At 71.5% G+C, this 19483-nt stretch carries 16 protein-coding genes and 1 other RNA gene; 9 read left to right on the top strand and 8 right to left on the bottom strand.

Translation table 11 applies throughout. The features are described from left to right. The first annotated feature begins 7 nt into the window (after positions 1–7). Positions 8–607 (top strand): DUF1345 domain-containing protein, encoded by a 600-nt coding sequence (locus J2Y42_RS15305; protein WP_396427165.1) that lies wholly within the window; start codon positions 8–10, stop codon positions 605–607. A gap of 6 nt (positions 608–613) precedes the next feature. Here the strand turns inward: J2Y42_RS15305 and J2Y42_RS15300 are convergent, their stop codons facing one another. Together J2Y42_RS15300 and J2Y42_RS15295 are read right to left on the bottom strand one after the other, a co-directional pair. Then, complete coding sequence (locus J2Y42_RS15300; RefSeq protein ID WP_309860212.1) at positions 614–1111, bottom strand: dihydrofolate reductase; 498 nt, start codon at positions 1109–1111, stop codon at positions 614–616. Continuing rightward, positions 1108–1914, bottom strand: a complete 807-nt coding sequence (locus tag J2Y42_RS15295) for a thymidylate synthase (RefSeq protein ID WP_309860211.1) — start codon at positions 1912–1914, stop codon at positions 1108–1110. Before J2Y42_RS15295 ends, J2Y42_RS15300 begins: the two co-directional genes overlap by 4 nt. Before the next feature lie 186 nt (positions 1915–2100). On the opposite strand from J2Y42_RS15295, the gene J2Y42_RS15290 reads away from it, so the two are divergent. From J2Y42_RS15290 to rnpB, 4 genes are all read left to right on the top strand, one after another. After that, on the top strand, positions 2101–4365 hold the full coding sequence (locus tag J2Y42_RS15290) for a cytosine permease (protein WP_309860209.1): 2265 nt from the start codon (positions 2101–2103) through the stop codon (positions 4363–4365). 100 nt (positions 4366–4465) lie between these two features. Continuing rightward, complete coding sequence (locus J2Y42_RS15285) at positions 4466–5284, top strand: Nif3-like dinuclear metal center hexameric protein (protein ID WP_309860207.1); 819 nt, start codon at positions 4466–4468, stop codon at positions 5282–5284. A gap of 28 nt (positions 5285–5312) precedes the next feature. After that, positions 5313–6047 (top strand): hypothetical protein, encoded by a 735-nt coding sequence (locus tag J2Y42_RS15280; RefSeq protein ID WP_309860204.1) that lies wholly within the window; start codon positions 5313–5315, stop codon positions 6045–6047. Positions 6048–6109: 62 nt separating this feature from the next. Further along, positions 6110–6477, top strand: an RNA gene (rnpB, locus tag J2Y42_RS15275) — RNase P RNA component class A. A 69-nt stretch (positions 6478–6546) separates the two neighbouring features. On the opposite strand, the gene J2Y42_RS15270 is transcribed toward rnpB, so the two are convergent. Genes J2Y42_RS15270 through J2Y42_RS15255 form a run of 4 tightly spaced genes read right to left on the bottom strand, consistent with a single transcriptional unit; the run spans position 6547 to position 11296 of the window. Further along, positions 6547–7251 carry a response regulator gene (locus tag J2Y42_RS15270; RefSeq protein WP_309860202.1) on the bottom strand — a complete coding sequence of 235 codons (705 nt, stop codon included), beginning with the start codon at positions 7249–7251 and terminating at the stop codon, positions 6547–6549. Next, positions 7248–9812 (bottom strand): ATP-binding protein, encoded by a 2565-nt coding sequence (locus tag J2Y42_RS15265; protein ID WP_309860200.1) that lies wholly within the window; start codon positions 9810–9812, stop codon positions 7248–7250. Before J2Y42_RS15265 ends, J2Y42_RS15270 begins: the two co-directional genes overlap by 4 nt. Before the next feature lie 6 nt (positions 9813–9818). Beyond that, positions 9819–10652 (bottom strand): polyphosphate--glucose phosphotransferase, encoded by an 834-nt coding sequence (gene ppgK, locus J2Y42_RS15260; protein WP_309860198.1) that lies wholly within the window; start codon positions 10650–10652, stop codon positions 9819–9821. Positions 10653–10678: 26 nt separating this feature from the next. Further along, complete coding sequence (locus tag J2Y42_RS15255) at positions 10679–11296, bottom strand: TetR/AcrR family transcriptional regulator (RefSeq protein ID WP_309860196.1); 618 nt, start codon at positions 11294–11296, stop codon at positions 10679–10681. A 66-nt stretch (positions 11297–11362) separates the two neighbouring features. On the opposite strand from J2Y42_RS15255, the gene J2Y42_RS15250 reads away from it, so the two are divergent. Beyond that, positions 11363–12829: an MDR family MFS transporter gene (locus J2Y42_RS15250; protein WP_309860194.1), complete on the top strand. Its 1467-nt coding sequence runs from the start codon at positions 11363–11365 to the stop codon at positions 12827–12829. A gap of 60 nt (positions 12830–12889) precedes the next feature. Here the strand turns inward: J2Y42_RS15250 and map are convergent, their stop codons facing one another. Beyond that, positions 12890–13756 (bottom strand): type I methionyl aminopeptidase, encoded by an 867-nt coding sequence (gene map / locus J2Y42_RS15245; RefSeq protein ID WP_309860192.1) that lies wholly within the window; start codon positions 13754–13756, stop codon positions 12890–12892. A gap of 12 nt (positions 13757–13768) precedes the next feature. Between map and J2Y42_RS15240 the strand changes: the two genes are divergently transcribed. Next, positions 13769–13978: an SPOR domain-containing protein gene (locus tag J2Y42_RS15240; RefSeq protein ID WP_018191320.1), complete on the top strand. Its 210-nt coding sequence runs from the start codon at positions 13769–13771 to the stop codon at positions 13976–13978. A gap of 70 nt (positions 13979–14048) precedes the next feature. Here J2Y42_RS15240 and panB read toward each other — a convergent pair whose 3' ends face one another. After that, complete coding sequence (gene panB, locus J2Y42_RS15235; protein WP_309860188.1) at positions 14049–14900, bottom strand: 3-methyl-2-oxobutanoate hydroxymethyltransferase; 852 nt, start codon at positions 14898–14900, stop codon at positions 14049–14051. 150 nt (positions 14901–15050) lie between these two features. Here panB and glnA point away from each other — a divergent pair, with 150 nt between their 5' ends. Together glnA and J2Y42_RS15225 are read left to right on the top strand one after the other, a co-directional pair. Beyond that, on the top strand, positions 15051–16388 hold the full coding sequence (gene glnA / locus J2Y42_RS15230; RefSeq protein WP_309860187.1) for a type I glutamate--ammonia ligase: 1338 nt from the start codon (positions 15051–15053) through the stop codon (positions 16386–16388). 10 nt (positions 16389–16398) lie between these two features. Next, positions 16399–19422, top strand: coding sequence for a bifunctional [glutamine synthetase] adenylyltransferase/[glutamine synthetase]-adenylyl-L-tyrosine phosphorylase (locus J2Y42_RS15225; protein WP_309860185.1), 3024 nt, complete (start codon positions 16399–16401; stop codon positions 19420–19422). Positions 19423–19483: the final 61 nt, after the last annotated feature.

Below are 19483 nucleotides of genomic sequence, written 5' to 3'. Positions count from 1 at the left end.
CGCGAAGATGACCACCGCCGTCGCGTCCGGCGTGGTGGTCGCCGTGATCGTGGGGCTGCTGAACGCCTGGCATTACGCGGTCATCGCGGGCTGGGCGGCCGCCTGCATCGTGTACATCGCGTGGGTCTGGCTGTCGGTCTGGCGGCTCGACGGCACCTCCACGAAGGACCACGCCACCCTCGAGGATCCGGGCAGGCGCACCACCGATCTGGTGCTGCTCCTGGCGTCGCTGGCGAGCGTAGTCGCCGTCGTCTACATCCTGGTCGATGCGAAAACTCTCAAGGGCGGCGCCCAGCTCGGGGTCGCGCTGCTGGCCGTCGTCAGCGTCGCGCTCTCGTGGACGCTGGTGCACACCGTCTACGCGCTTCGGTACGCCCGCATCTTCTACCGCACCGGCGGCGGCATCGACTTCAACCAGAAGGAACCACCCCGCTACAGCGACTTCGCCTACCTGGCCTTCACGCTCGGGATGACGTTCCAGGTCTCCGACACGAACATCCAGAACGCGTACATCCGGGCGACGGTGCTGCGGCATACCCTGCTGTCGTACCTGTTCGGGACGGTCATCGTCGCGGCGACGGTGAACCTTGTCGCCGGGCTGACCTGACGTGCGTCAGTGCGTTTTGGTGACGCGCGAGTAGGTGACGAAGCGGTACCGCATCCCGTTGGACCCGGTGAGCCACTCGCCCGCGTCGACCGTCCAGCCGTCGCCGGGTTCGGGGGCGTACGTGTCTCCCGCGACGTCGAGGTCGATCTCGGTGACCTCCAGCCGGTCTGCCGTCGGAAGCGTCTGGCGGTACAGCTCGGCGCCGCCCATCACCCAGACGGTGGGGGCGTCTCCCGCGGAGGCGAGCGCCTCATCCACCGAGTGCGCCACGATCGCGCCGGGGGCCGTCCAGTCGGCCTGCCGGGTGACCACGATGTTGTCGCGGCCGGGCAGCGGCCGGTAGCGCTCGGGCAGCGACTCCCAGGTGCGGCGCCCCATCACCACCGGATCGTCGCCGGTGAGCGCGCGGAAGTGCCGCAGGTCTTCGGTGAGGTGCCAGGGCATGACGCCGTCCGCGCCGATCACCCGGTCGTGGGCCTGCGCCCAGATCAGCGCGATCGTCATACGGCGACGGCCGCGCGGATCGCCGGGTGGTGCTGGTAGTCCTCGACGACGAAGTCCTCGAACCGGTAGTCGAAGATGCTGTCGGGCGTGCGGGCGAAGCGCAGGGTGGGCGCGGGATAGGGATCGCGCGTCAGCTGCTCGGTGACCTGCTCGACGTGGTTGTCGTAGATGTGGACGTCTCCACCGGTCCAGACGAACTCGCCGGGCTCGAGGCCCACTTGCTGGGCGACCATGAGCGTGAGGAGCGCGTAGCTGGCGATGTTGAACGGGACGCCGAGGAACATGTCCGCGCTGCGCTGGTAGAGCTGGCAGGAGAGTTTGCCGTCGGCGACGTAGAACTGGAAGAAGGCGTGGCACGGGGCGAGGGCCATGCTCGGGATGTCGGCCACATTCCACGCCGACACGATGATGCGGCGGGAGTCGGGGTCGCTGCGCAGCGTGTCGATGACCTGCTGGATCTGGTCGATGTGCCGGCCGTCCGGGGTCGGCCACGAGCGCCACTGCACCCCATAGACCGGGCCGAGCTCGCCGTCCGCGTCGGCCCACTCATCCCAGATGGTGACGCCGTTGTCGCGCAGCCAGCCGACATTGCTCTCGCCGCGCAGGAACCACAGCAGCTCGTACGCGATGGACTTGAAGTGGACGCGCTTGGTGGTGATCAGCGGGAAGCCGTCGGCGAGGTCGAACCGCAACTGCCGGCCGAACACGCTGCGCGTCCCCGTGCCCGTGCGGTCGGATTTGTGGGCGCCGTTCGTCAGCACGTCGCGCAGGAGGTCCTCGTACGGGGTCGCAATCTCGCTCACACCCCCGATGCTACTTCCCCCGCCCGCGCATCCTGGCCCGCCACCGCCGAGTCCGCAGAGACTTACCGTTTCTCGGCGCGAAACGTGCTAAATGTGCGGACTCGACGGTGGGCGGGGTCGGTGGGTGGGGGTCGCGCGGGAGGGAGGCTCTGCTGCTCGGGGGCGGCGCGTCGTAGTCTGGGGGCCATGGACCGGGGAGCGGCCGATCGGCACAGCGACGACGAGCTGGCGAGCGTGCTCGAGGAAGAGGTCGCCCGCATCACGTCAGCCATCCCGATCATCCCTCCCGAGGCGCTCCGCGGGGGCGCGGAGGAGGCGTCCGACGACGGTGCGCCGGGCTCAGTGGCGGCCGACGAGGTGGCGTTCGAGCAAGTGGATGTCGACGCAGGCGGTGCCGATGCTGCGGACGACGACGAAGGGGAATGGACGGGGCCGCCGACGCAGGCGATCAGCTTCGACGACCTGCCCGTTCGCCGGGAGCCGACCGGGCCCGAGCCGACCTTCAGCCCGTGGGTGGCGACGGCCGCGATCCCGATCCAGCGCAGTGAGCCGGAGTCGGCGACCGAACAGGAGGCGCTGCAGGAGACGCGGGAGGCGCATCCCACCGGCGCGCACGCCCTGCCGGTCGCCGAGCGCGAGCCGGAGGACGGGGACGAAGGGCACCGGCCGGGGCGGCATGCGTCGGCGCCCGCCGAAGCTGAGCCCGAGCCGGAGCCGGAACCCGTCGCGGCCGTCGCGCCGCCCGCCTATCCGCCGCTCGCGCGGGCGGAGCCACTCGCGCTGGTGCCGGAAGAACTGGCTCCACGGGATTCGGAACCGGTTCCCCTCGTCCCGGTGGTGACGGCGGTCGCTCCCGCTGCGCCTCCGGTCGAGTCCGAGCGGGCCGCGTCGGAGACCGACACGGACGACTCGAGCGGTGCCGACCTCCCGACTCCCGTGGCCGCGTCGGAGGCCGCGACTGCCGGTCCGCCGCCCACCGGCGAGGTGTCCACACCCGACGCCCCCGCGAAGCGCCGTCCCGGGGTCTTCGTCCCAGAGGCCGCCGACCTCGAGCCGACGGCCGTCGAGCGCCGGGTCGGACGCGCCTCCCGGATGTTCTGGCTCTGGTTCGCCGGCACCTCCTCGCTCATCAGCGTGGGGGTCGGCGCGACGCTCTTCGTGCTCGGGCTGAGTCTGCGCCAGCTGCTCGTCGCGACCCTCGTCGGCGTCGCACTCTCGTTCCTGCCGCTCGGCCTCGGCACGCTCGCCGGCAAGTGGAGCGGCCAGCCGACGCTGGTCGTCTCCCGCGCGTCATTCGGCCTCCGCGGCAACATCATCCCGACGGTGCTCGCGCTGGTCGTGAAGCTGTTCTGGGGGTCGGTCCTGCTCTGGCTGGCGGGCTCCGCGGCCGGGTCGCTCACGGTCGCAGAGCAGTGGCCGGGGGATGCGGTGCTCGCGACGTCCGCGGGGCTGGCGGTCACCATCCTGGTCGCCGTCGCCGTCGCCTACTTCGGGTACGCCCTCGTCGCGCGGGTGCAGCTGGTGCTGACGATCGCCTCCGCCGTGCTCATCGCCCTGATGGTGGCGGCGACCTGGCGGCACGTGGATGTGTCGCGGGCGCTCGCCGTCCCCGACGCGCTGTGGACGCACGTGGTCACGGGGGCCGTCATCGTGTTCAGCTACGTCGGGCTGGCCTGGGCGATGAGCAGCGCCGAGGTCGCGCGCTACCAGCGGCCGCTGTCATCGGGCGGTGCGGCGATGTTGTGGGCGACGTTCGGCGCAGGCGTGCCCCCGCTGCTGCTGGTGTCGTACGGGGGACTGCTGGCCGCATCCGATCCCGGGCTGGCGGGAGAGCTCGCGCGCGACCCGGTGGCGGGCCTCGTGCAGCTCGGACTTCCCGCGTGGTACCCGCTGCCGCTGCTGCTCGCCGTGGGGCTGTCGCTCGTCTCGGCGCTCGTGCTGACCGTGTACTCGGCCGGATTCACCCTCGACGCGCTGGGCGTCAAACTCGGGCGCCGGTGGAGCACGCTGATCGCCGGTGCGGCGATCGCTGCGGTCGGCATCGTGCTGGCCGCGACGGTGACCGACCTGTCCGCCGTCATCCGTGGCGTCCCGACCGCCCTCTCCGTGCCGGTCGCCGCGTGGGTCGGCGTGTTCTCGGGCGAGATGATGCTCCGCACCCGCCGCTTCCACCAGGCGTCGCTGCTCGCTCGCGGCGGCGTCTACCCGGACTGGCGGTGGATCAACGTGGGCCTCTTGGTGGCCGGAACGGCGGTCGGGTGGGGAACGATCAGCTCGCCGTTGCCCTGGCTGGCGTGGGAGGGATACCTCTTCCGCCTCGTCGGCATCGACCCGAATGCGGGCATCGGCGCCAGCAACATCGGGGTGGTCATCGCCCTCGTCATCGGGATGTTCGGAGTACTGGTGAGCGCCGTGCCGGCCGTGCGGCGGCAGGAGCTGGCGGCGGCGTGACGCGACGGGGGATTCCGTCCACAGCGCGGCGCGTGGTCGCGTTCTCCACATCTTCGGCTCGTCCGGTGCCGTCCGGATCGCATCCCGTAGGCTGATCGACATGCCTCACGCCCTCGCCTCCGTCCGCGACACCATCGAGCGGCTCTGGCCGCTCGGCGGTGCCGAGAGCTGGGATGCGCCGGGGCTCGTGACGGGTGATCCGGCCGCTTCGATCGAGCGCATCCTGCTGTCCGTGGATGCGGTCGCGGCGACCGTGGACGAGGCGGTGGAGCTCGACGCCGACCTGCTGATCGCCCACCATCCGCTTCTGCTGCGCGGAGTCACCAGCATCGCGGAGGACCGGTACAAGGGCGCGCTGCTCGCCCGGCTGATCCGCGGCGGCGTCGCCCTGTACGCCGCGCACACCACGGCCGACGTGGTCGCCGCCGGCACCAGCGACGTCCTCGCCACGCGGCTGGGGCTCCGCGATACGCGCCCGATCTCACCGGCGGCCGACGGCACGACGGGCATCGGGCGCGTCGGCAACCTCCCACAGCCGACGACGCTCGGGCAGCTCGCTCGCGCGCTCGCCGACATCCTCCCGCCGACGGCCGGGGGAGTCCGGGCCGCCGGCGACTACCACCAGCCGGTCACGCGCGTCGCCCTCTGCGGCGGAGCGGGTGACTCCCTGCTCGGCAGCGACGCCGTGCGGGATGCCGACGTCTACATCACCGCCGACCTGCGGCACCATCCCGCCTCCGAAGCACGCGAGCAAGCGGTGCTCGGCGGCGGCCCCGCCCTCCTCGACGTCTCCCACTGGGCGAGCGAGTGGCTCTGGCTCGACACCGCCGCCGATCAGCTGCGCGCCGCGCTGCCGGGGGTCGAAGTCGTCGTCAGCGAGCTCCGCACCGACCCCTGGGATTTCGTCATCCTGCAATGATCACCTCGCACGAAGGAAGCACCACACCGTGAAAGCCAGCCCCGCCGACCAGAACGAGCTCCTGCGCCTCCAGGCGGCCGACACCCGCCTGGCGCAGCTCGCCCACGCCACCAAGAACCTGCCGCAGGCGGCCGAGCTCCTGAAGCTGCAGCCGGAGGTGGAGGCTCTTCGCGCGCGGTGGATCGCCGCCACCGGAGAGCTGGAAGACGCCCGGGCGGAGCTCAAGCGCATCGAGTCCGACGTCCAGATCGTCGATGCACGGGCGAAGCGCGACTCCGACCGCGTGCAGCAGTCGGCCTCGATGAAAGACGTCCAGGCGCTCGAGGCGGAGCTCGCGTCGCTCGCCAAGCGCAAGAACGACCTCGAAGAGATCGAGCTGACCGTCATGCAGCGCGTCGAAGACCTCGAGCAGGCGCTCGCCGGCGTGGAGGCGGAACGTGCCGAGTTGAACGGCCGCGTCGCCGTGCTCGAAGGCGAACGCGATGAAGAGGCCGGCAAGCTGGAGGCGCAACGAACGGCGCTCGCGAAAGACCGCGCAGCCATCGCGGAGACGCTCCCGGCCGACCTGATCGAGCTGTACGAGCGCCAGCGCACGCGCTACGGCATCGGTGCCGCCGCGCTCATCCGCGGCGTCTCCATGGGCTCCAACGTGAAGCTGACGGAGTCGGACCTGTCCGACATCCGTCGCGCCGCGGCCGACGACGTGGTGCTCTGCCCCGACAGCGGCGCCATCCTGGTGCGCGGGGAGGACTCGGGGCTCTGATTCGTGGTCCGAGGCCGGGCGGCGGTCCAGCTCAGACCGCTGCGCTATCGTTGAGCGCGGAATGGGTCGGCAAGACGGTCGCGTCGGTCCGCGAGAGCGGGCCGCCGAGGAACGTCCGGGCTCCGCAGAGCAGGGCGGTGGGTAACACCCACCCGGGGCAACCCGCGAGAAAGTGCAACAGAAAGCAGACCGCCGCAGGCTTCGGCCCGCGGTAAGGGTGAAACGGTGGTGTAAGAGACCACCAGCGGCCGGGGCGACCCGGCCGGCTGGGTAAACCTCGCCCGGAGCAAGGTCGGACAGGGGACCATGAGGCTGCTCGTCTCGTCCCCGGGTAGACCGCTGGAGGGCGGCGGCAACGTCGTCCCGAGATAGATGGCCGTCCGCGGTGCTCGCACCGTGACAGAACCCGGCGTATCAGCCGGCCCATTCCCTTACGAGATTCGTGCCGAATGTGCGCTTTCGCGCGCCCAAAACGCACATTCGTGCCGAATGTGCGGCGTCAGGACGCGTCGGTGTTGGCGTCGTCGGGCGTGAAGCGGTAGCCCATCCCGGGCTCGGTCAGCAGGTAGCGCGGCCGCGACGGCTCGGGCTCCAGCTTCTTGCGCAGCTGCGACAGGTACAGCCGCAGATAGCCGGTGTCGGTCGTGTACTGCGGACCCCACACCTGGGTCAGCAGGGATTGGCGCGTCACCAACCGCCGCGGGTTCCGCAGCAGCACCTCCAAGATCTGCCACTCCGTCGGCGTGAGCCGCACCGCGCTCCCGTCCCCGTCCCGCCGGGTCACCTGGCGCGCCGCGAGGTCCACCGTCACGTCGCCGAACGTGATGACCGGTTCGTCCGCCGTCGTGCTCTGCCGCCGGGTGAGGGCGCGGATGCGCGCGAGCAGCTCGTCCGCCGCGAACGGCTTGGTGACGTAGTCGTCGGCGCCGGCGTCGAGGGCGTCGACCTTGTCGGCGGAGCCCGTGCGGCCGGAGACCACCAGGATGGGCACGCTCGACCAGCCGCGGAGCCCTTCGATGACCTCGATGCCGTTGAGTTCCGGCATGCCCAGGTCGAGCATCACCAGGTCGGGATGCTGGTCGACGGCCACGCTGAGCGCCTCCGCCCCGCTGCGCGCGGTGAGCACCTGATAGCCCCGGGCGGTGAGCAGGATGCGCAGCGCGCGCAGGATCTGCGGGTCGTCGTCGGCGATGAGGATCTTCACGCGTCCACCTCCCGTGCCGCGGGGAGGGACACGACCATCGTGAGGCCGCCGCCCGGGGTGTCCTCCGCTTCGAGCGTGCCGCCCATCCCTTCGACGAATCCCTTCGACAGGGCGAGCCCGAGACCGATGCCCGCCTCGTTGTCGGTGTCGGAGAGCCGCTGGAACGGCGCGAAGACCGCCTCCCGACGCTCGGCGGGGATGCCCGGCCCGCGGTCGATCACGCGGAGTTCGACCGTCCCGGCGAACTCGCTGGCGGCGAGCACCGGCCGGGCGTCCGGCGGGCTGTAGCGGAGGGCGTTGCCGAGCAGGTTCACAATGACACGCTGGAGAAGGACGCCGTCGGCCAGCACCGGCGGCACGTGGGCGCCGAGGTCCAGCTCGACGTCGCCGGGGCCGGCCCCCAGTTCGTCGAGCGCGGGAAGCACCACGTCATCCACCTCGGTCGGGGCCAGCGAGACCGCCAGCGCGCCGGCCTGCACCCGGCTGGCGTCGAGCAGGTCGGTGACGAGCGATGCGAGTCCGTGGAGGCTGTCCTCCGCGGTCTCCAGCAGGGCCTCCCGGTCGTCGTCGCCGAGCGCGAGATCCGACTGGCGCAGGGTGGTCACCGCGGCGGTCGCGGCGGCGAGCGGCCGGCGGAGGTCGTGCCCGACCGCGGCCAGCAGTGCGCTGCGCACACGGTCGGCTTCGGCGAGGGGCGCCAGTTCCGCGGCCGTGGCGGTGAGGCGGCGGTGTTCGAGCGCGGCCTCGAGCTGCGCGACGATGGCCGACAACAGTCGGCGATCGCTCGCCTCCAAGTCGCGTCCGTACAGCTCCAGCGTCGCGATCTCGCGCGGCCCCGACGAGGGGGACGTGCGACCGGTCGTCGCGCCTCGGTCGTCGCCCGCCGCCGGCCCGACCGGGATGCGCTGCACCGGTTGCGACACGTCCGCTTCGCCGTCCTCGGCCACGACGGACTCCGCGCGCTCCTGCCCGGCGACCACGAGCCGCACGGCGCTCAGCCCGAACGCCTCGCGGGTGCGGGCGACGAGTGCCTGCAGCGCATCCTCGCCGCGGATCACGCCGCCGGCGACGGTGGCCAGCAGTTCCGCCTCCGCCGCCGCCCGGATCGCCGCTCGGCTGCGTCGCGCCGCCTGGTCGACCACCAGGCTGACGAGCGCCGCGATGACGACGAAGAGGATGAGCGCGAGCAGGTGCAGGGGCTCGCCCACGGTGATCGTGTAGAGCGGGTCCACGAAGAAGAAGTCGAGTGTCAGCCCCGAGAGCAGCGCCGCGAAGAGCGCCGGCCAGATGCCACCGACGAGCGCGACGAGCACGACGAGCAGCTGGTAGCTGAGCACGTCCGCCGTCATCGACTCGTCCGACCGCACGCTGGTCAGCAGCAGGGTCAGCAGAGGCCCGCCGATCAGGGCGAGGGCGAACCCGTACACCCGGCGCCGCACCGTCAGGCCGCCGCGCGGACGCGGCAGCGAGAACCGTCCTCCGGCGCGCGCGTGCGACACGATGTGCACGTCGATGTCACCGGACTCGCGGATGACGGTCGCGCCGATGCCCGGACCGGTCAGCAGGGCGGCGAGCCGACTGCGGCGGGAGACGCCGATCACCAGCTGGGTCGCGCTCTCGCCGCGGGCGAACTCGACCAGGGCACGCGGGATGTCGTCGCCGACCACCTGGTGATAGCTGCCACCGAGCTGCTCCACGAGCGCGCGCTGCGCCGCGAGGACGCCGGGCTGCGCCTCGCGGAGGCCGTCCTGGCTGGTGACGTGCACGGCGAGCAGTTCGCCGCCGGCGCTCCGAGCGGCGATGCGGGCTCCGCGGCGGAGCAGCGTCTCGCCTTCCGGGCCGCCGGTGAGCGCCACGACGACGCGCTCGCGCGCCTCCCAGGTGCCGGCGATCCCGTGCTCGGCGCGGTATTGCAGCAGCGCGTTGTCGACCTCGTCGGCGAGCCACAGCAGGGCCAGCTCGCGCAGGGCGGTCAGGTTGCCGAGGCGGAAGTAGTTCGACAGGGCCGCATCCACCCGCGCTGCCGGGTACACGAGGCCGTCGGCCAGCCGGTCGCGCAGCGCCTGCGGCGCCAGGTCGACCAGCTCGATGCGGTCCGCCCGCCGCAGCACGGCATCCGGGATGGTCTCGCGCTGCGGAACACCGGTGATCTGCTCGACCACGTCGTTCAGCGACTCGATGTGCTGGATGTTGACGGTCGAGATCACGTCGATCCCGGCCTCCAGCAGGGTCTCGACGTCCTGCCAGCGCTTCTCGTGCTCCGACCCCGGAGCGTTCGTGTGCGCGAGTTCGTCGACCAGGGCGACGCGGGGGTTGCGGCGCAGGACCGCATCCAGGTCCAGCTCGGTGAGCGTCACCCCGCGGTGCTCGACCGTACGCCGCGGCACGACCTCGAGCGTGTCGACGAGAGCGGCGGTGGCCGCTCGGTCGTGCGTCTCCACGATCGCGACGACGACGTCCTTCCCGAGCGCGCGGAGCCGTTCGCCCTCTTCGAGCATGGCGAACGTCTTGCCCACGCCCGGGGCGGCTCCCAGCATCACCCGGAGGCGACCCCGCGGCATGCGCCGTTATGCCGGTGTCGGCGCAGGAGCGTCCTGGGGCGTTCCGGCCTCGGCGCTGCGGCCGCGCTCGCCGGCGTCGCGGCGCTCGTTGCGGACGGTGAGGGCGGCGGCCCCGAGGATGCCCGCGTTGTTGCGGTGCACGGCGGGGACGATCGGGGTCTTCAGCTTCAGCAGCGGGAGGAACTCCTCGTAGTGCTTCGAGACGCCGCCACCGACGATGAAGAGGTCGGGTGTGAACAGGAACTCGACGGTGGAGTAGTACTTCTGCAGGCGCTTGGCCCACTTCTCCCAGCTGAGGTCCTCGCGCTCCTTGGCGGAGTACGCGGCGCGCGACTCGGCGTCGTGGCCGTCGATCTCGAGGTGGCCGAGCTCGGCGTTCGGGATGAGGATGCCGTCGTAGATCAGCGCGGAGCCGATGCCCGTGCCCAGCGTGGTCATGATGACGAGGCCGTCCTTGCCCTTCGCCGCACCGAAGCGGGTCTCGGCGTATCCGGCCGCGTCGGCGTCGTTGACGAAGTGGATGTCGCGACCGAGCGCCTTCTCGAACAGGTCCTCGGCGTGCAGCCCGATCCAGTCCTTCGCGACGTTGGCGGCCGAGAGAGTGACCCCGTGGCTGACGATCGCGGGGAAGCAGACGCCGACCGGCGCATCCGGCTCTTCCTGGGCCAGGCGGTCGACGATCTCTTTGGTGGTCTCGACGATGTCGTCCGGCTTGCCGCCCTGCGGGGTGGGCAGCTTGACCCGGTCACTGACGAGCTCGCCGGTCGACAGGTCGACCAGGCCTCCCTTGATGCCGGTTCCGCCGATGTCGATGCCGATCGCGTGCTTCTGCGAAGTCATGCCTCGAATCTACCGCGCCGCGAACCTCACCGCTCGCCGGGGCTCTTCCGACGGGTCGCCAGCGCGAGCGGGAGGAACGCATCGTCGACGAACGACTGGAGCGTCGCGTCGTCGGCCCGGGTGAGCCGCATGAGCATCTCGTGGCGGACGAGGGTGAGGGGGAGGTCGGCGACGACGGGGGAGAGCCGGGCGAGGTCGATCTCACCCCGGGCATCCGCGCGTTCGAGGATGGCGCCGAGCTGCGTCGGCTGGTCGCCGATCAGGCGTTCGCGGAGGCCCGCGATGCCGCCGTCGGCCTCGGTGACGACGCCGGAGAACCGCAGCAGCACCTCCGTCACCAGTCCGCGGCGCCGGGTGTTCATCTGTCGCAGCAGGTCGAGCGTGTCCTCGCGCAGACTGCCGTGGTCGGGCACCTCTATGGGCTCGGCGGCGAAGTGGTGGCGGATGGCCGCGAGCGCCAGGTCGCTGCGGGTCGCCCAGCGGCGGGCGAGGACGGGACGGCTGGTGCCGGCGCGGGCGGCGACGGCCTCCATCGTGAGGGCGGCGAAGCCGTGTTCGTCGAGCTCGTCCCAGGCGGCGTCGAGCAGCGCGCTCTCGAGGGCCGCCCCGCGACGTCGGCGACCAGCGGTCTCTTTAGAGTCCATTTGCGCATCTTATCCGATCGTCGTACGATCTCGTTAAGATACAGACGCGCATCTTAAGGAGCGGACATGGCGGACAAGCTGGATCGGGCGGTCGTGCGGACGGCGACCGCACTCGTCATCGGCGCATTGGCGGTGGTCTTCGACACGACCATCCTCAGCGTCGCCCTGCACACCCTGGCGAGCGACCTGCATACGACGGTCGCGCAGATCCAGTGGGTGACCACCGGCTACCTGCTCGCACTCGCCGCGACCGTGCCGCTGTCGGCGTGGTGCCTGGCGCGGTGGGGCGGCAAGCGCGTGTGGATGGTGGCGCTGGCGATCTTCCTCGCCGGCTCGGTGCTCTCGGGCCTGGCCTGGAACGCGGACTCCCTGATCGCGTTCCGCGTGCTCCAGGGCGTCGGCGGCGGTCTCATGCTGCCCGTGATGACGACGATGGTGATGGAGGTGGCCGGCGGCCGTCAGCTCGGCCGCGTCTCGGCGGTGATCGGGCTCCCGGCGATGGCCGGACCGATCCTCGGACCGGTCATCGGCGGCCTCATCCTCGCGCTCGGCGACTGGCGCTGGGTGTTCTGGGGCAACATCCCGTTCTCGGTCGCCGGTCTTCTGCTGGCCTGGCGGATGCTGCCGTCGGACCGTGGCCGCGACCCGAAGCGCCGCCTCGACCTGATCGGCGTGCTGTTGCTGGTACCCGGGCTCGCCGGACTGCTGCTCGGCCTGTCCGACTCGGTGCTCGACGGCGGGTTCGCGCGACTGGACGCGTGGCTGCCGCTGGTCGTGGGCGCGGCCCTCGTCGCCGCCTTCGTGTTCTGGGCACTGCGGCGGAAGGGCGCCGCGCTGGTGGATGTGCGGCTGCTGCGGGTCCGCTCGGTCTGGTCGGCATCCACTCTGCTGTTCCTCTCCAGCGTCGCCCTCTACGGCGCGATGCTGCTGCTGCCGCTGTTCTGGCAGCAGGCACGGGGGACGGATGCGCTCGGCGCCGGCCTCCTGCTCGTGCCGCAGGGGCTCGGGACGCTGGCATGCCGTCCGATCGCCGGTCGCCTCATCGACCGCATCGGTGCCCGGTGGATCGCGGTGGCCGGGTTCGCGGTGGTCGCGGTGGCGACCATCCCGTTCGCGCTCGGGCCGACGTCGGCGGCGGATCCGCTGCTGCTGGTCGCCCTGTTCGTACGCGGATTCGGGCTCGGCGCGATCACGATGCCGCTCATGGTGGCGTCGTACCAGGGGCTCGGCGGGGAGCAGATCGCACACTCCAGCATCCTGACCCGGACGGCGCAGCAGTTAGGAGGGTCGTTCGGCACCGCGCTGTTCGCGGTGCTGCTGCAGGCGGCGGTGCAGGGCGGGGCGTCCGTGTCGTCGGCCTTCGACACCGCCTTCTGGGTCGCGACGGCGGCGACGGTGCTCGGCGTGGGGCTCGCGTTCGTGCTGCCGTCTCCCTCCCGGGCCGCGGCCGCCCCCGCGCCCGTCGCGCCCGCGCCCGCCGCCCCCGCGCCGGTCGCGCCCGAGCCCACCCCCGCACACTCCAACAATTCCTGACTTTTTCGGCCGGAATCAGCCGTCAGGGGTGAAAAACTCCGGAGCTGTCGGCGTGGGAGGTCAGGGGAGCGTGAGCACCTCGGCGCCGCGCTCGGTCACGACGAGCGTGTGCTCGAATTGGGCGGTGATGCTCCGGTCGCGGGTCACCACCGTCCAGTCGTCGGCCCACATCTCCCACTCGTGCGTGCCGAGGGTGAGCATCGGCTCGATGGTGAACACCATCCCCGGCTCCATCACGTCGTCGTGGGCGGGCGCCGAGTCGTAGTGCGGGATGATCAGGCCGGAGTGGAAGGCCGCGCCGACGCCGTGACCGGTGAAGTCGCGGACCACTCCGTAGCCGAAGCGCTTGGCGTACGACTCGATCGCCCGGCCGATGACGTTGACCTGCCTCCCGGGGGCGACGGCCTTGATGCCACGGCCCAGGGCTTCGCGGGTGCGCTCGACGAGACCGGCGACCTCGTCGGAGGCGGTGCCGGCGATGAAGGTCTGGTTGCTGTCGCCGTGGAAGCCGTTCTTGTAGGCGGTGATGTCGATGTTGACGATGTCGCCGTCCTCGATCACCGTGTCGTCCGGGATGCCGTGGCAGATGACCTCGTTGACGGAGCTGCAGATCGACTTCGGGTAGCCGCGGTAGCCGAGCGTCGACGGGTAGGCGTCGTGTGCGAGCAGGAACTCGTGCCCGATCGCATCCAGCTCCTCCGTCGTCACGCCGGGGCGGACGGCCTCGCCGACGCGCTCGATCGCCTGCGCGGCGATGCGCCCGGCCTCGCGGATGAGCTCCACCTCATCGGGCGTGTACACGTCGCCGCGGGTGTACGGAGCGGGCCCGGGGCGGCCGACGTATTCGGGGCGCGCGATCCGGCTCGGCACGGGCCGCATCGGGGTGACGCGACCGGGGATCAGGTGACCGGCGGAATCCTTGGGCATACGATCAACCTTATGACGAGCGACGAGTACGGCATCAAGCAGGACGCCGAGCACAAGTACTGGTACAACATGAAGACCGGCGAGGTGGAGCAGGGTTTCCTGTCGCCCGCGCCGAACCGCGTCGGCCCGTTCGACACCCGCGACGAGGCCGAGCACGCCCTCGAGAAGCTGCGCGAGAACTCCGCGAAGTGGGCCGAGGAGGACGCCGAGGACGGTCGCTAGACCCGCGACGGTCGGCCGCACTAGCGCGGCCGGCCGCGCCGCGGCGCCGACCTGCGGGAGCCGGTGACCGCTAGAAGCTGTGCTCCTCGGTCGGGAACGTCCGCTCCTCGACATCCGCCTTGTACGCGCGGGCCGCATCCGACAGCACGGTCTTGATGTCGGCGTACTGCTTGACGAAGCGCGGCACGCGGCCCGTCGTGAAGCCCGCCCAGTCCGTCCACACGAGCAGTTGGCCGTCGACGTGCGGCCCTGCGCCGACTCCGATCGTCGGGATGCGCAGCTCGGCTGTCACGCGCTTGGCGACCTCGGCCGGAACCATCTCGAGGACGACCGCGAACGCGCCGGCCTCCTCGACCGCGTGCGCGTCGGCGAGCAGGTCGTCGGCCGCCTGGCCGCGTCCCTGCACGAGGTGACCCCCGAGGCCGTGCTCGCTCTGCGGGGTGAAGCCGATGTGGGCCATGACGGGGATGCCCGCGTCGACGATGCGGCGGATCTGCTCGGCGCTGCGCCGGCCTCCCTCGAGCTTCACCGCGTGCGCGCCGGTCTCCTTCATGAAGCGGACGGCGGTGTGCAGCGCCTCCAGCGGGCCGGTCTCGTACGAGCCGAACGGCATGTCCGCGACGACGAACGCACGCTTGACCGCGCCGGCGACCGCACGCGTCAGGGGGATGAGGTCATCGACCGTCACCGGAAGCGTGGTGTCGTAGCCGAGCACGTTGTTGCCGGCGGAGTCGCCGACGAGGAGGAAGTCGATCCCCGCCTCGTCGAAGATCTGGGCGGTGAGCATGTCGTAGCTGGTCAGGCCGGTGAACGGCGCCCCCTCCTCCTTCGCCGCCTGGAAGTGGCGGGTGCGCACCCGTTTCAGCGACTGCATCGACGAGGTCGCGGGATGGACGGAGGGCACCGGTGACTGCTCACTCATGCGGCTCAGTCTAGTGACGGACATCGGGGCGCCCGGGCTCAGGCCGGAACCGGTTCCAACAGGCTCCGCTTCTCGGTGTTGCACCGACGCGTCGCGGGGTGACGCCGCCCGCCAGCCACTAGTCTGGACACGGCCGAGGAAAGGGGCAGGATGGACAAGCAGCGCGACTTCGTTCTTCGCACGATCGAGGAGCGTGGCGTCAAGTTCGTGAGGCTGTGGTTCACGGACGTCGTGGGCACACTGAAGTCCGTCGCGATCGCCCCGGCCGAGGTCGAGGGCGCGTTCAGCGAGGGTCTCGGCTTCGACGGCTCCGCGATCGAGGGCCTCACGCGCGCCTACGAGTCCGACCTGCTCGCGCTTCCGGACGCGACCACCTTCCAGATCCTCCCGTGGCGGGGCGAGGTCGACCCGACCGCGCGCATGTTCTGCGACATCACGACGCCGGACGGGCAGCCCGCCGTCTCCGACCCGCGGAATGTGCTCAAGCGCACGCTGGAGAAGGCGGCCGACCGCGGCTTCACCTTCTACACGCATCCCGAGATCGAGTTCTACCTGCTCAAGTCGTCGTCCTTCGGCACCGAGGGCCCGGAGCCCGTGGACTCGGCCGGCTACTTCGACAACGTCCCCGGCGGCACCGCCCACGACTTCCGCCGTCGCTCGGTGCGCATGCTCGAAGACCTCGGCATCTCCGTCGAGTTCAGCCACCACGAGGCGGGCCCCGGCCAGAACGAGATCGACCTCCGCTACGCGGACGCGCTCACCACGGCCGACAACATCATGACGTTCCGCACGGTCATCAAGGAGGTGGCCATCGAGCAGGGCGTGTACGCCACCTTCATGCCGAAGCCGCTCTCCGGCCACCCGGGATCGGGGATGCACACCCACATGTCGCTCTTCGAGGGCGACACCAACGCCTTCTTCGAGCCGGGCGCGCAGTACCAGCTGTCGAAGATCGGGCGCCAGTTCATCGCGGGCCTCCTGCGCCACGCGCCGGAGATCACCGCGGTCACCAACCAGTTCGTGAACTCGTACAAGCGCCTGTGGGGCGGGGATGAGGCACCCAGCTTCGTCAGCTGGGGCCACAACAACCGGTCGGCGCTGGTCCGCGTGCCGCTGTACAAGCCGAGCAAGGGACAGAGCTCGCGCGTCGAGTACCGGGCGATCGACTCGGCGGCGAACCCGTACCTCGCGTTCTCGCTGCTGCTCGCCGCCGGCCTCAAGGGCATCGAGGGCCAGTACGAGCTGCCGCCGGAGGCGGAGGACAACGTCTGGGCCCTCTCCGACGGGGAGCGACGGGCGCTCGGCTACAACCAGCTCCCGGCGAGCCTCGACCACGCCATCTCGCTGATGGAGGACTCGGAGCTCGTCGCCGAGACGCTCGGCGAGCAGGCCTTCAACTACGTCCTGCTCAACAAGCGCAAGGAGTGGGCGGAGTACCGGGCTCAGGTCACGCCGTACGAGCTCCGATCCAATCTCGAGATCCTCTGACCCCTTCGTCGTGACGCGGCAGCAGCTCTCCCTCACCGCCCTGGCGCGCGCCGGGTTCGTGGGGCTGAGCTCGGTCCGGGACGGGTTGGACGAGCTCGCCGACCTCACCGGGCTGCCGCCCGAGACGCTGATCTCGGCGCTGTCCGCCGCGGCCGATCCGGATACCGCGCTCGCCTCCGCGCTTCGGCTGCTTCGGCAGGCGCCGGAGCAGGCGACGGCGGCTCTCCGGATCGAGGACGACGCCCGCCGGCTCTTCCGTCTGATCGGAGCATCGGAGGGAGCGGCCGAGTTCTTCCTCCGCCAGCCGGCCGAGGTGGATGCGCTTCTCGCGCCGATCACCGCGCTCCCGTCGGCGGACGAACTGCGCACCGACCTGCTCGACGTCGTCGGAGCCGTCGACGGTGTGGCGGCGGACGGCGACGAGAGCGCCTGGACGCGCCTCCGCATCCGTTACCGCCGCCGCCTCGTCCAGGTCGCGAGCTTCGACCTGGAGCAGTCCGACCCGGTCGGCGGCTTCGATGCCGTCGCTGCGACGCTCTCCGACCTCGCCGCGGCGGCGCTCGAGGCCTCGCTGGCCGTGGCGCGGCGGATGACGATCGGCCCCGGCCCCGGCCGCTTCCCCGAGGAGCAGGTGCGCGCGACACGGTTCGCGATCATCGGGATGGGCAAGGCGGGCGCCCGCGAACTGAACTACGTCAGCGACGTGGACGTGATCTTCGTCACCGAGGGCGACGAGGAGGCCGGACTGGAGCCCGGCCGCGCGGTCGACATCGCCACGCGCCTCGCGATGCTGACGATGCGCGGCATCCACGAGCCCGCCATCGAGCCGGGGCTGTGGGAGGTCGACCCCAACCTGCGGCCGGAGGGCAAGGACGGCGCGCTCGTCCGCACCCTCGACTCGCACATCGCCTACTACGACCGCTGGGCGAAGGGATGGGAGTTCCAGGCCCTGCTGAAGGCGCGCCCGCTCGCGGGCGACCCCGGGCTCGGCGAGCGGTACGTCGCCGCCCTCGCGCCGAAGGTGTGGAGCAGCGCCTCCCGCGAGAACTTCGTGGAGTCGGTGCAGCGGATGCGCGAACGCGTGACCGACCACATCCCGGACGACGAGGTCCACTACCAGGTGAAGCTCGGGCCCGGCGGTCTGCGCGATGTCGAGTTCACCGTCCAGTTGCTGCAGCTCGTCCACGGCCAGACCGACGACGCCGTCCGGCAGCGCGACACGCTCTCCGCCCTGGCCGCCCTCGCCGCCCAGGGATACGTGGGCCGCGAGGAGGCGGCGACCTTCTCGCGCGACTACCGCTCGCTCCGCCTGATGGAGCACCGCCTGCAGTTGCGCCGGCTGAGCCGCACGCACCTGATGCCGCGCGACGAGGCGGATGTGCGCATCCTCGCCCGCGCCACCGGTCTCGCTCCCAGCGCCGACGGCCTCCTGACGCAGTGGAACGAGATCAAACACCGTGTCCGCGGACTGCACGAGCGGCTCTTCTACCGCCCGCTGCTCAGCGCGGTCGCGGCGACGCCGGCCGACGACGCGCGGCTCGCCGGGGGAGCGGGACTCACCAGCGAGCAGGCGGAGGCGCGCCTCGCCGCGATCGGGTTCCGCGACCCGCGCGGTGCGCTCGCCCACATCGGTGCTCTGACCTCCGGCGTCTCGCGTCGTGCGGCGATCCAACGGCACCTCCTCCCGGTGATGCTGCAGTGGTTCGCGAGCGGCCCGGATCCCGACTACGGCCTCCTCACCTTCCGGCGGCTCAGCGAAGAGCTGGGCAGCACCCACTGGTATCTCCGGATGCTGCGCGACTCCACGGGAGCGGCCGAAGGGCTCACGCGCGTCCTCTCGGGGTCGCGGTTCGCCGGCGAGCTGCTGGGGCGCATCCCCGAGTCCGTCGCGTGGCTCGAGGACGACGACGAGCTGCGGCCGCGCCCGGCGGCGCTGCTGCGGGAGGAGACGGCCGCGATCCTCGCCCGGCATGAGTCGGTCGACACGGCCGCCGCCGCGCTCCGGGCGGCACGGCGGCGGGAGATCCTGCGGCTCGCGTTCTCCGGCATCCTCGGCTTCGCCACGATCGAGGAGCTCGCGCACGGGCTCACCGACGTCACGGAGAACATCATCTCGGGTGTGCTGGAGGCCATCCGGCTCGCCCGAGGGGATGCGGACCAGCTGGAGTTCGCCGTCATCGGCATGGGGCGGTTCGGCGGTCGCGAGCTCGGGTTCGGCTCCGATGCCGACGTGATGTACGTGTTCCGGCCGCTGGCCGCGGGTCAGGAGGCGGCGAACCGGAGCGCCCTGGCGATCGTCTCGGAGCTGAACCGGCTCACCGAGGACAACCGGCTCCCGCTCGACCTCGACATCGGCCTGCGCCCGGAGGGGAAGAACGGCCCGCCCGCGCGCTCGCTCGACTCGTACCGCGCGTACTACCAGCGCTGGTCGCTCACCTGGGAGGCCCAGGCGCTGCTGCGCGCCCGCGGGATCGCCGGGGACGCGGGCCTGCTCGCTGACTTCACCGAACTCGCCGACGAGGTGCGCTATCCGCAGAGCATCGGCGAGCAGGAGATCCGCGAGGTCAAGCGCATCAAGGCGCGCGTCGAGAACGAGCGGCTCCCGCAGGGCGCCGACCCGTCCCGCCATCTCAAGCTCGGGCGCGGTTCGCTGAGCGACGTCGAGTGGTTCGTCCAGCTGATCCAGCTGCAGCACGCCGCCGAGGTGCCCGCGCTGCGGACCACCTCCACTCTGGATGCGCTGGCTGCGGCGGCCGAGCACGGGTTCGTCTCCGCCGAGGACGCCGCGCGGCTGCGTGACGCGTGGGTGTTCGCATCCCGGACCCGATCGGCGATGACCCTGTGGGCCGACAAGACGGCCGATGTATTGCCGTCCGACCGCGTCGCGCTCGACGGCGTCGCCCGGCTGATGGAGTACCCGCCCGGCTCCGCCTCCCGCCTCGAGGAGGACTACCTCGCGGTGACGCGCCGGGCTCGCCAGGTCTTCGAGCGCGCCTTCTACGGTCTCCCGCAGCGTCCCGCCCCCACCGCCTGACGCCCCGCCCCCTCTCCCACACCGTCGAGTCCGCAAACTTTGCACGGTCTTAGGCCTTCGG

This window comes from Leifsonia sp. 1010, assembly GCF_031455295.1.
Classification (GTDB): domain Bacteria; phylum Actinomycetota; class Actinomycetes; order Actinomycetales; family Microbacteriaceae; genus Leifsonia.
Note: the sequence above shows the minus strand (reverse complement) of the source record. Positions and strands in the feature narration are given on the sequence as shown.

Coding starts and splice junctions, on each gene's coding strand:
- J2Y42_RS15285 (WP_309860207.1), top strand. CDS start 4,466: ATGCCTCACGCCCTCGCCTCCGTCCGCGACACCATCGAGCGGCTCTGG.
- J2Y42_RS15255 (WP_309860196.1), bottom strand. CDS start 11,296: ATGGACTCTAAAGAGACCGCTGGTCGCCGACGTCGCGGGGCGGCCCTC.
- map (WP_309860192.1), bottom strand. CDS start 13,756: ATGCCCAAGGATTCCGCCGGTCACCTGATCCCCGGTCGCGTCACCCCG.
- J2Y42_RS15240 (WP_018191320.1), top strand. CDS start 13,769: ATGACGAGCGACGAGTACGGCATCAAGCAGGACGCCGAGCACAAGTAC.
- J2Y42_RS15290 (WP_309860209.1), top strand. CDS start 2,101: ATGGACCGGGGAGCGGCCGATCGGCACAGCGACGACGAGCTGGCGAGC.
- J2Y42_RS15265 (WP_309860200.1), bottom strand. CDS start 9,812: ATGCCGCGGGGTCGCCTCCGGGTGATGCTGGGAGCCGCCCCGGGCGTG.
- J2Y42_RS15300 (WP_309860212.1), bottom strand. CDS start 1,111: ATGACGATCGCGCTGATCTGGGCGCAGGCCCACGACCGGGTGATCGGC.
- panB (WP_309860188.1), bottom strand. CDS start 14,900: ATGAGTGAGCAGTCACCGGTGCCCTCCGTCCATCCCGCGACCTCGTCG.
- J2Y42_RS15305 (WP_396427165.1), top strand. CDS start 8: ATGACCACCGCCGTCGCGTCCGGCGTGGTGGTCGCCGTGATCGTGGGG.
- ppgK (WP_309860198.1), bottom strand. CDS start 10,652: ATGACTTCGCAGAAGCACGCGATCGGCATCGACATCGGCGGAACCGGC.
- glnA (WP_309860187.1), top strand. CDS start 15,051: ATGGACAAGCAGCGCGACTTCGTTCTTCGCACGATCGAGGAGCGTGGC.
- J2Y42_RS15250 (WP_309860194.1), top strand. CDS start 11,363: ATGGCGGACAAGCTGGATCGGGCGGTCGTGCGGACGGCGACCGCACTC.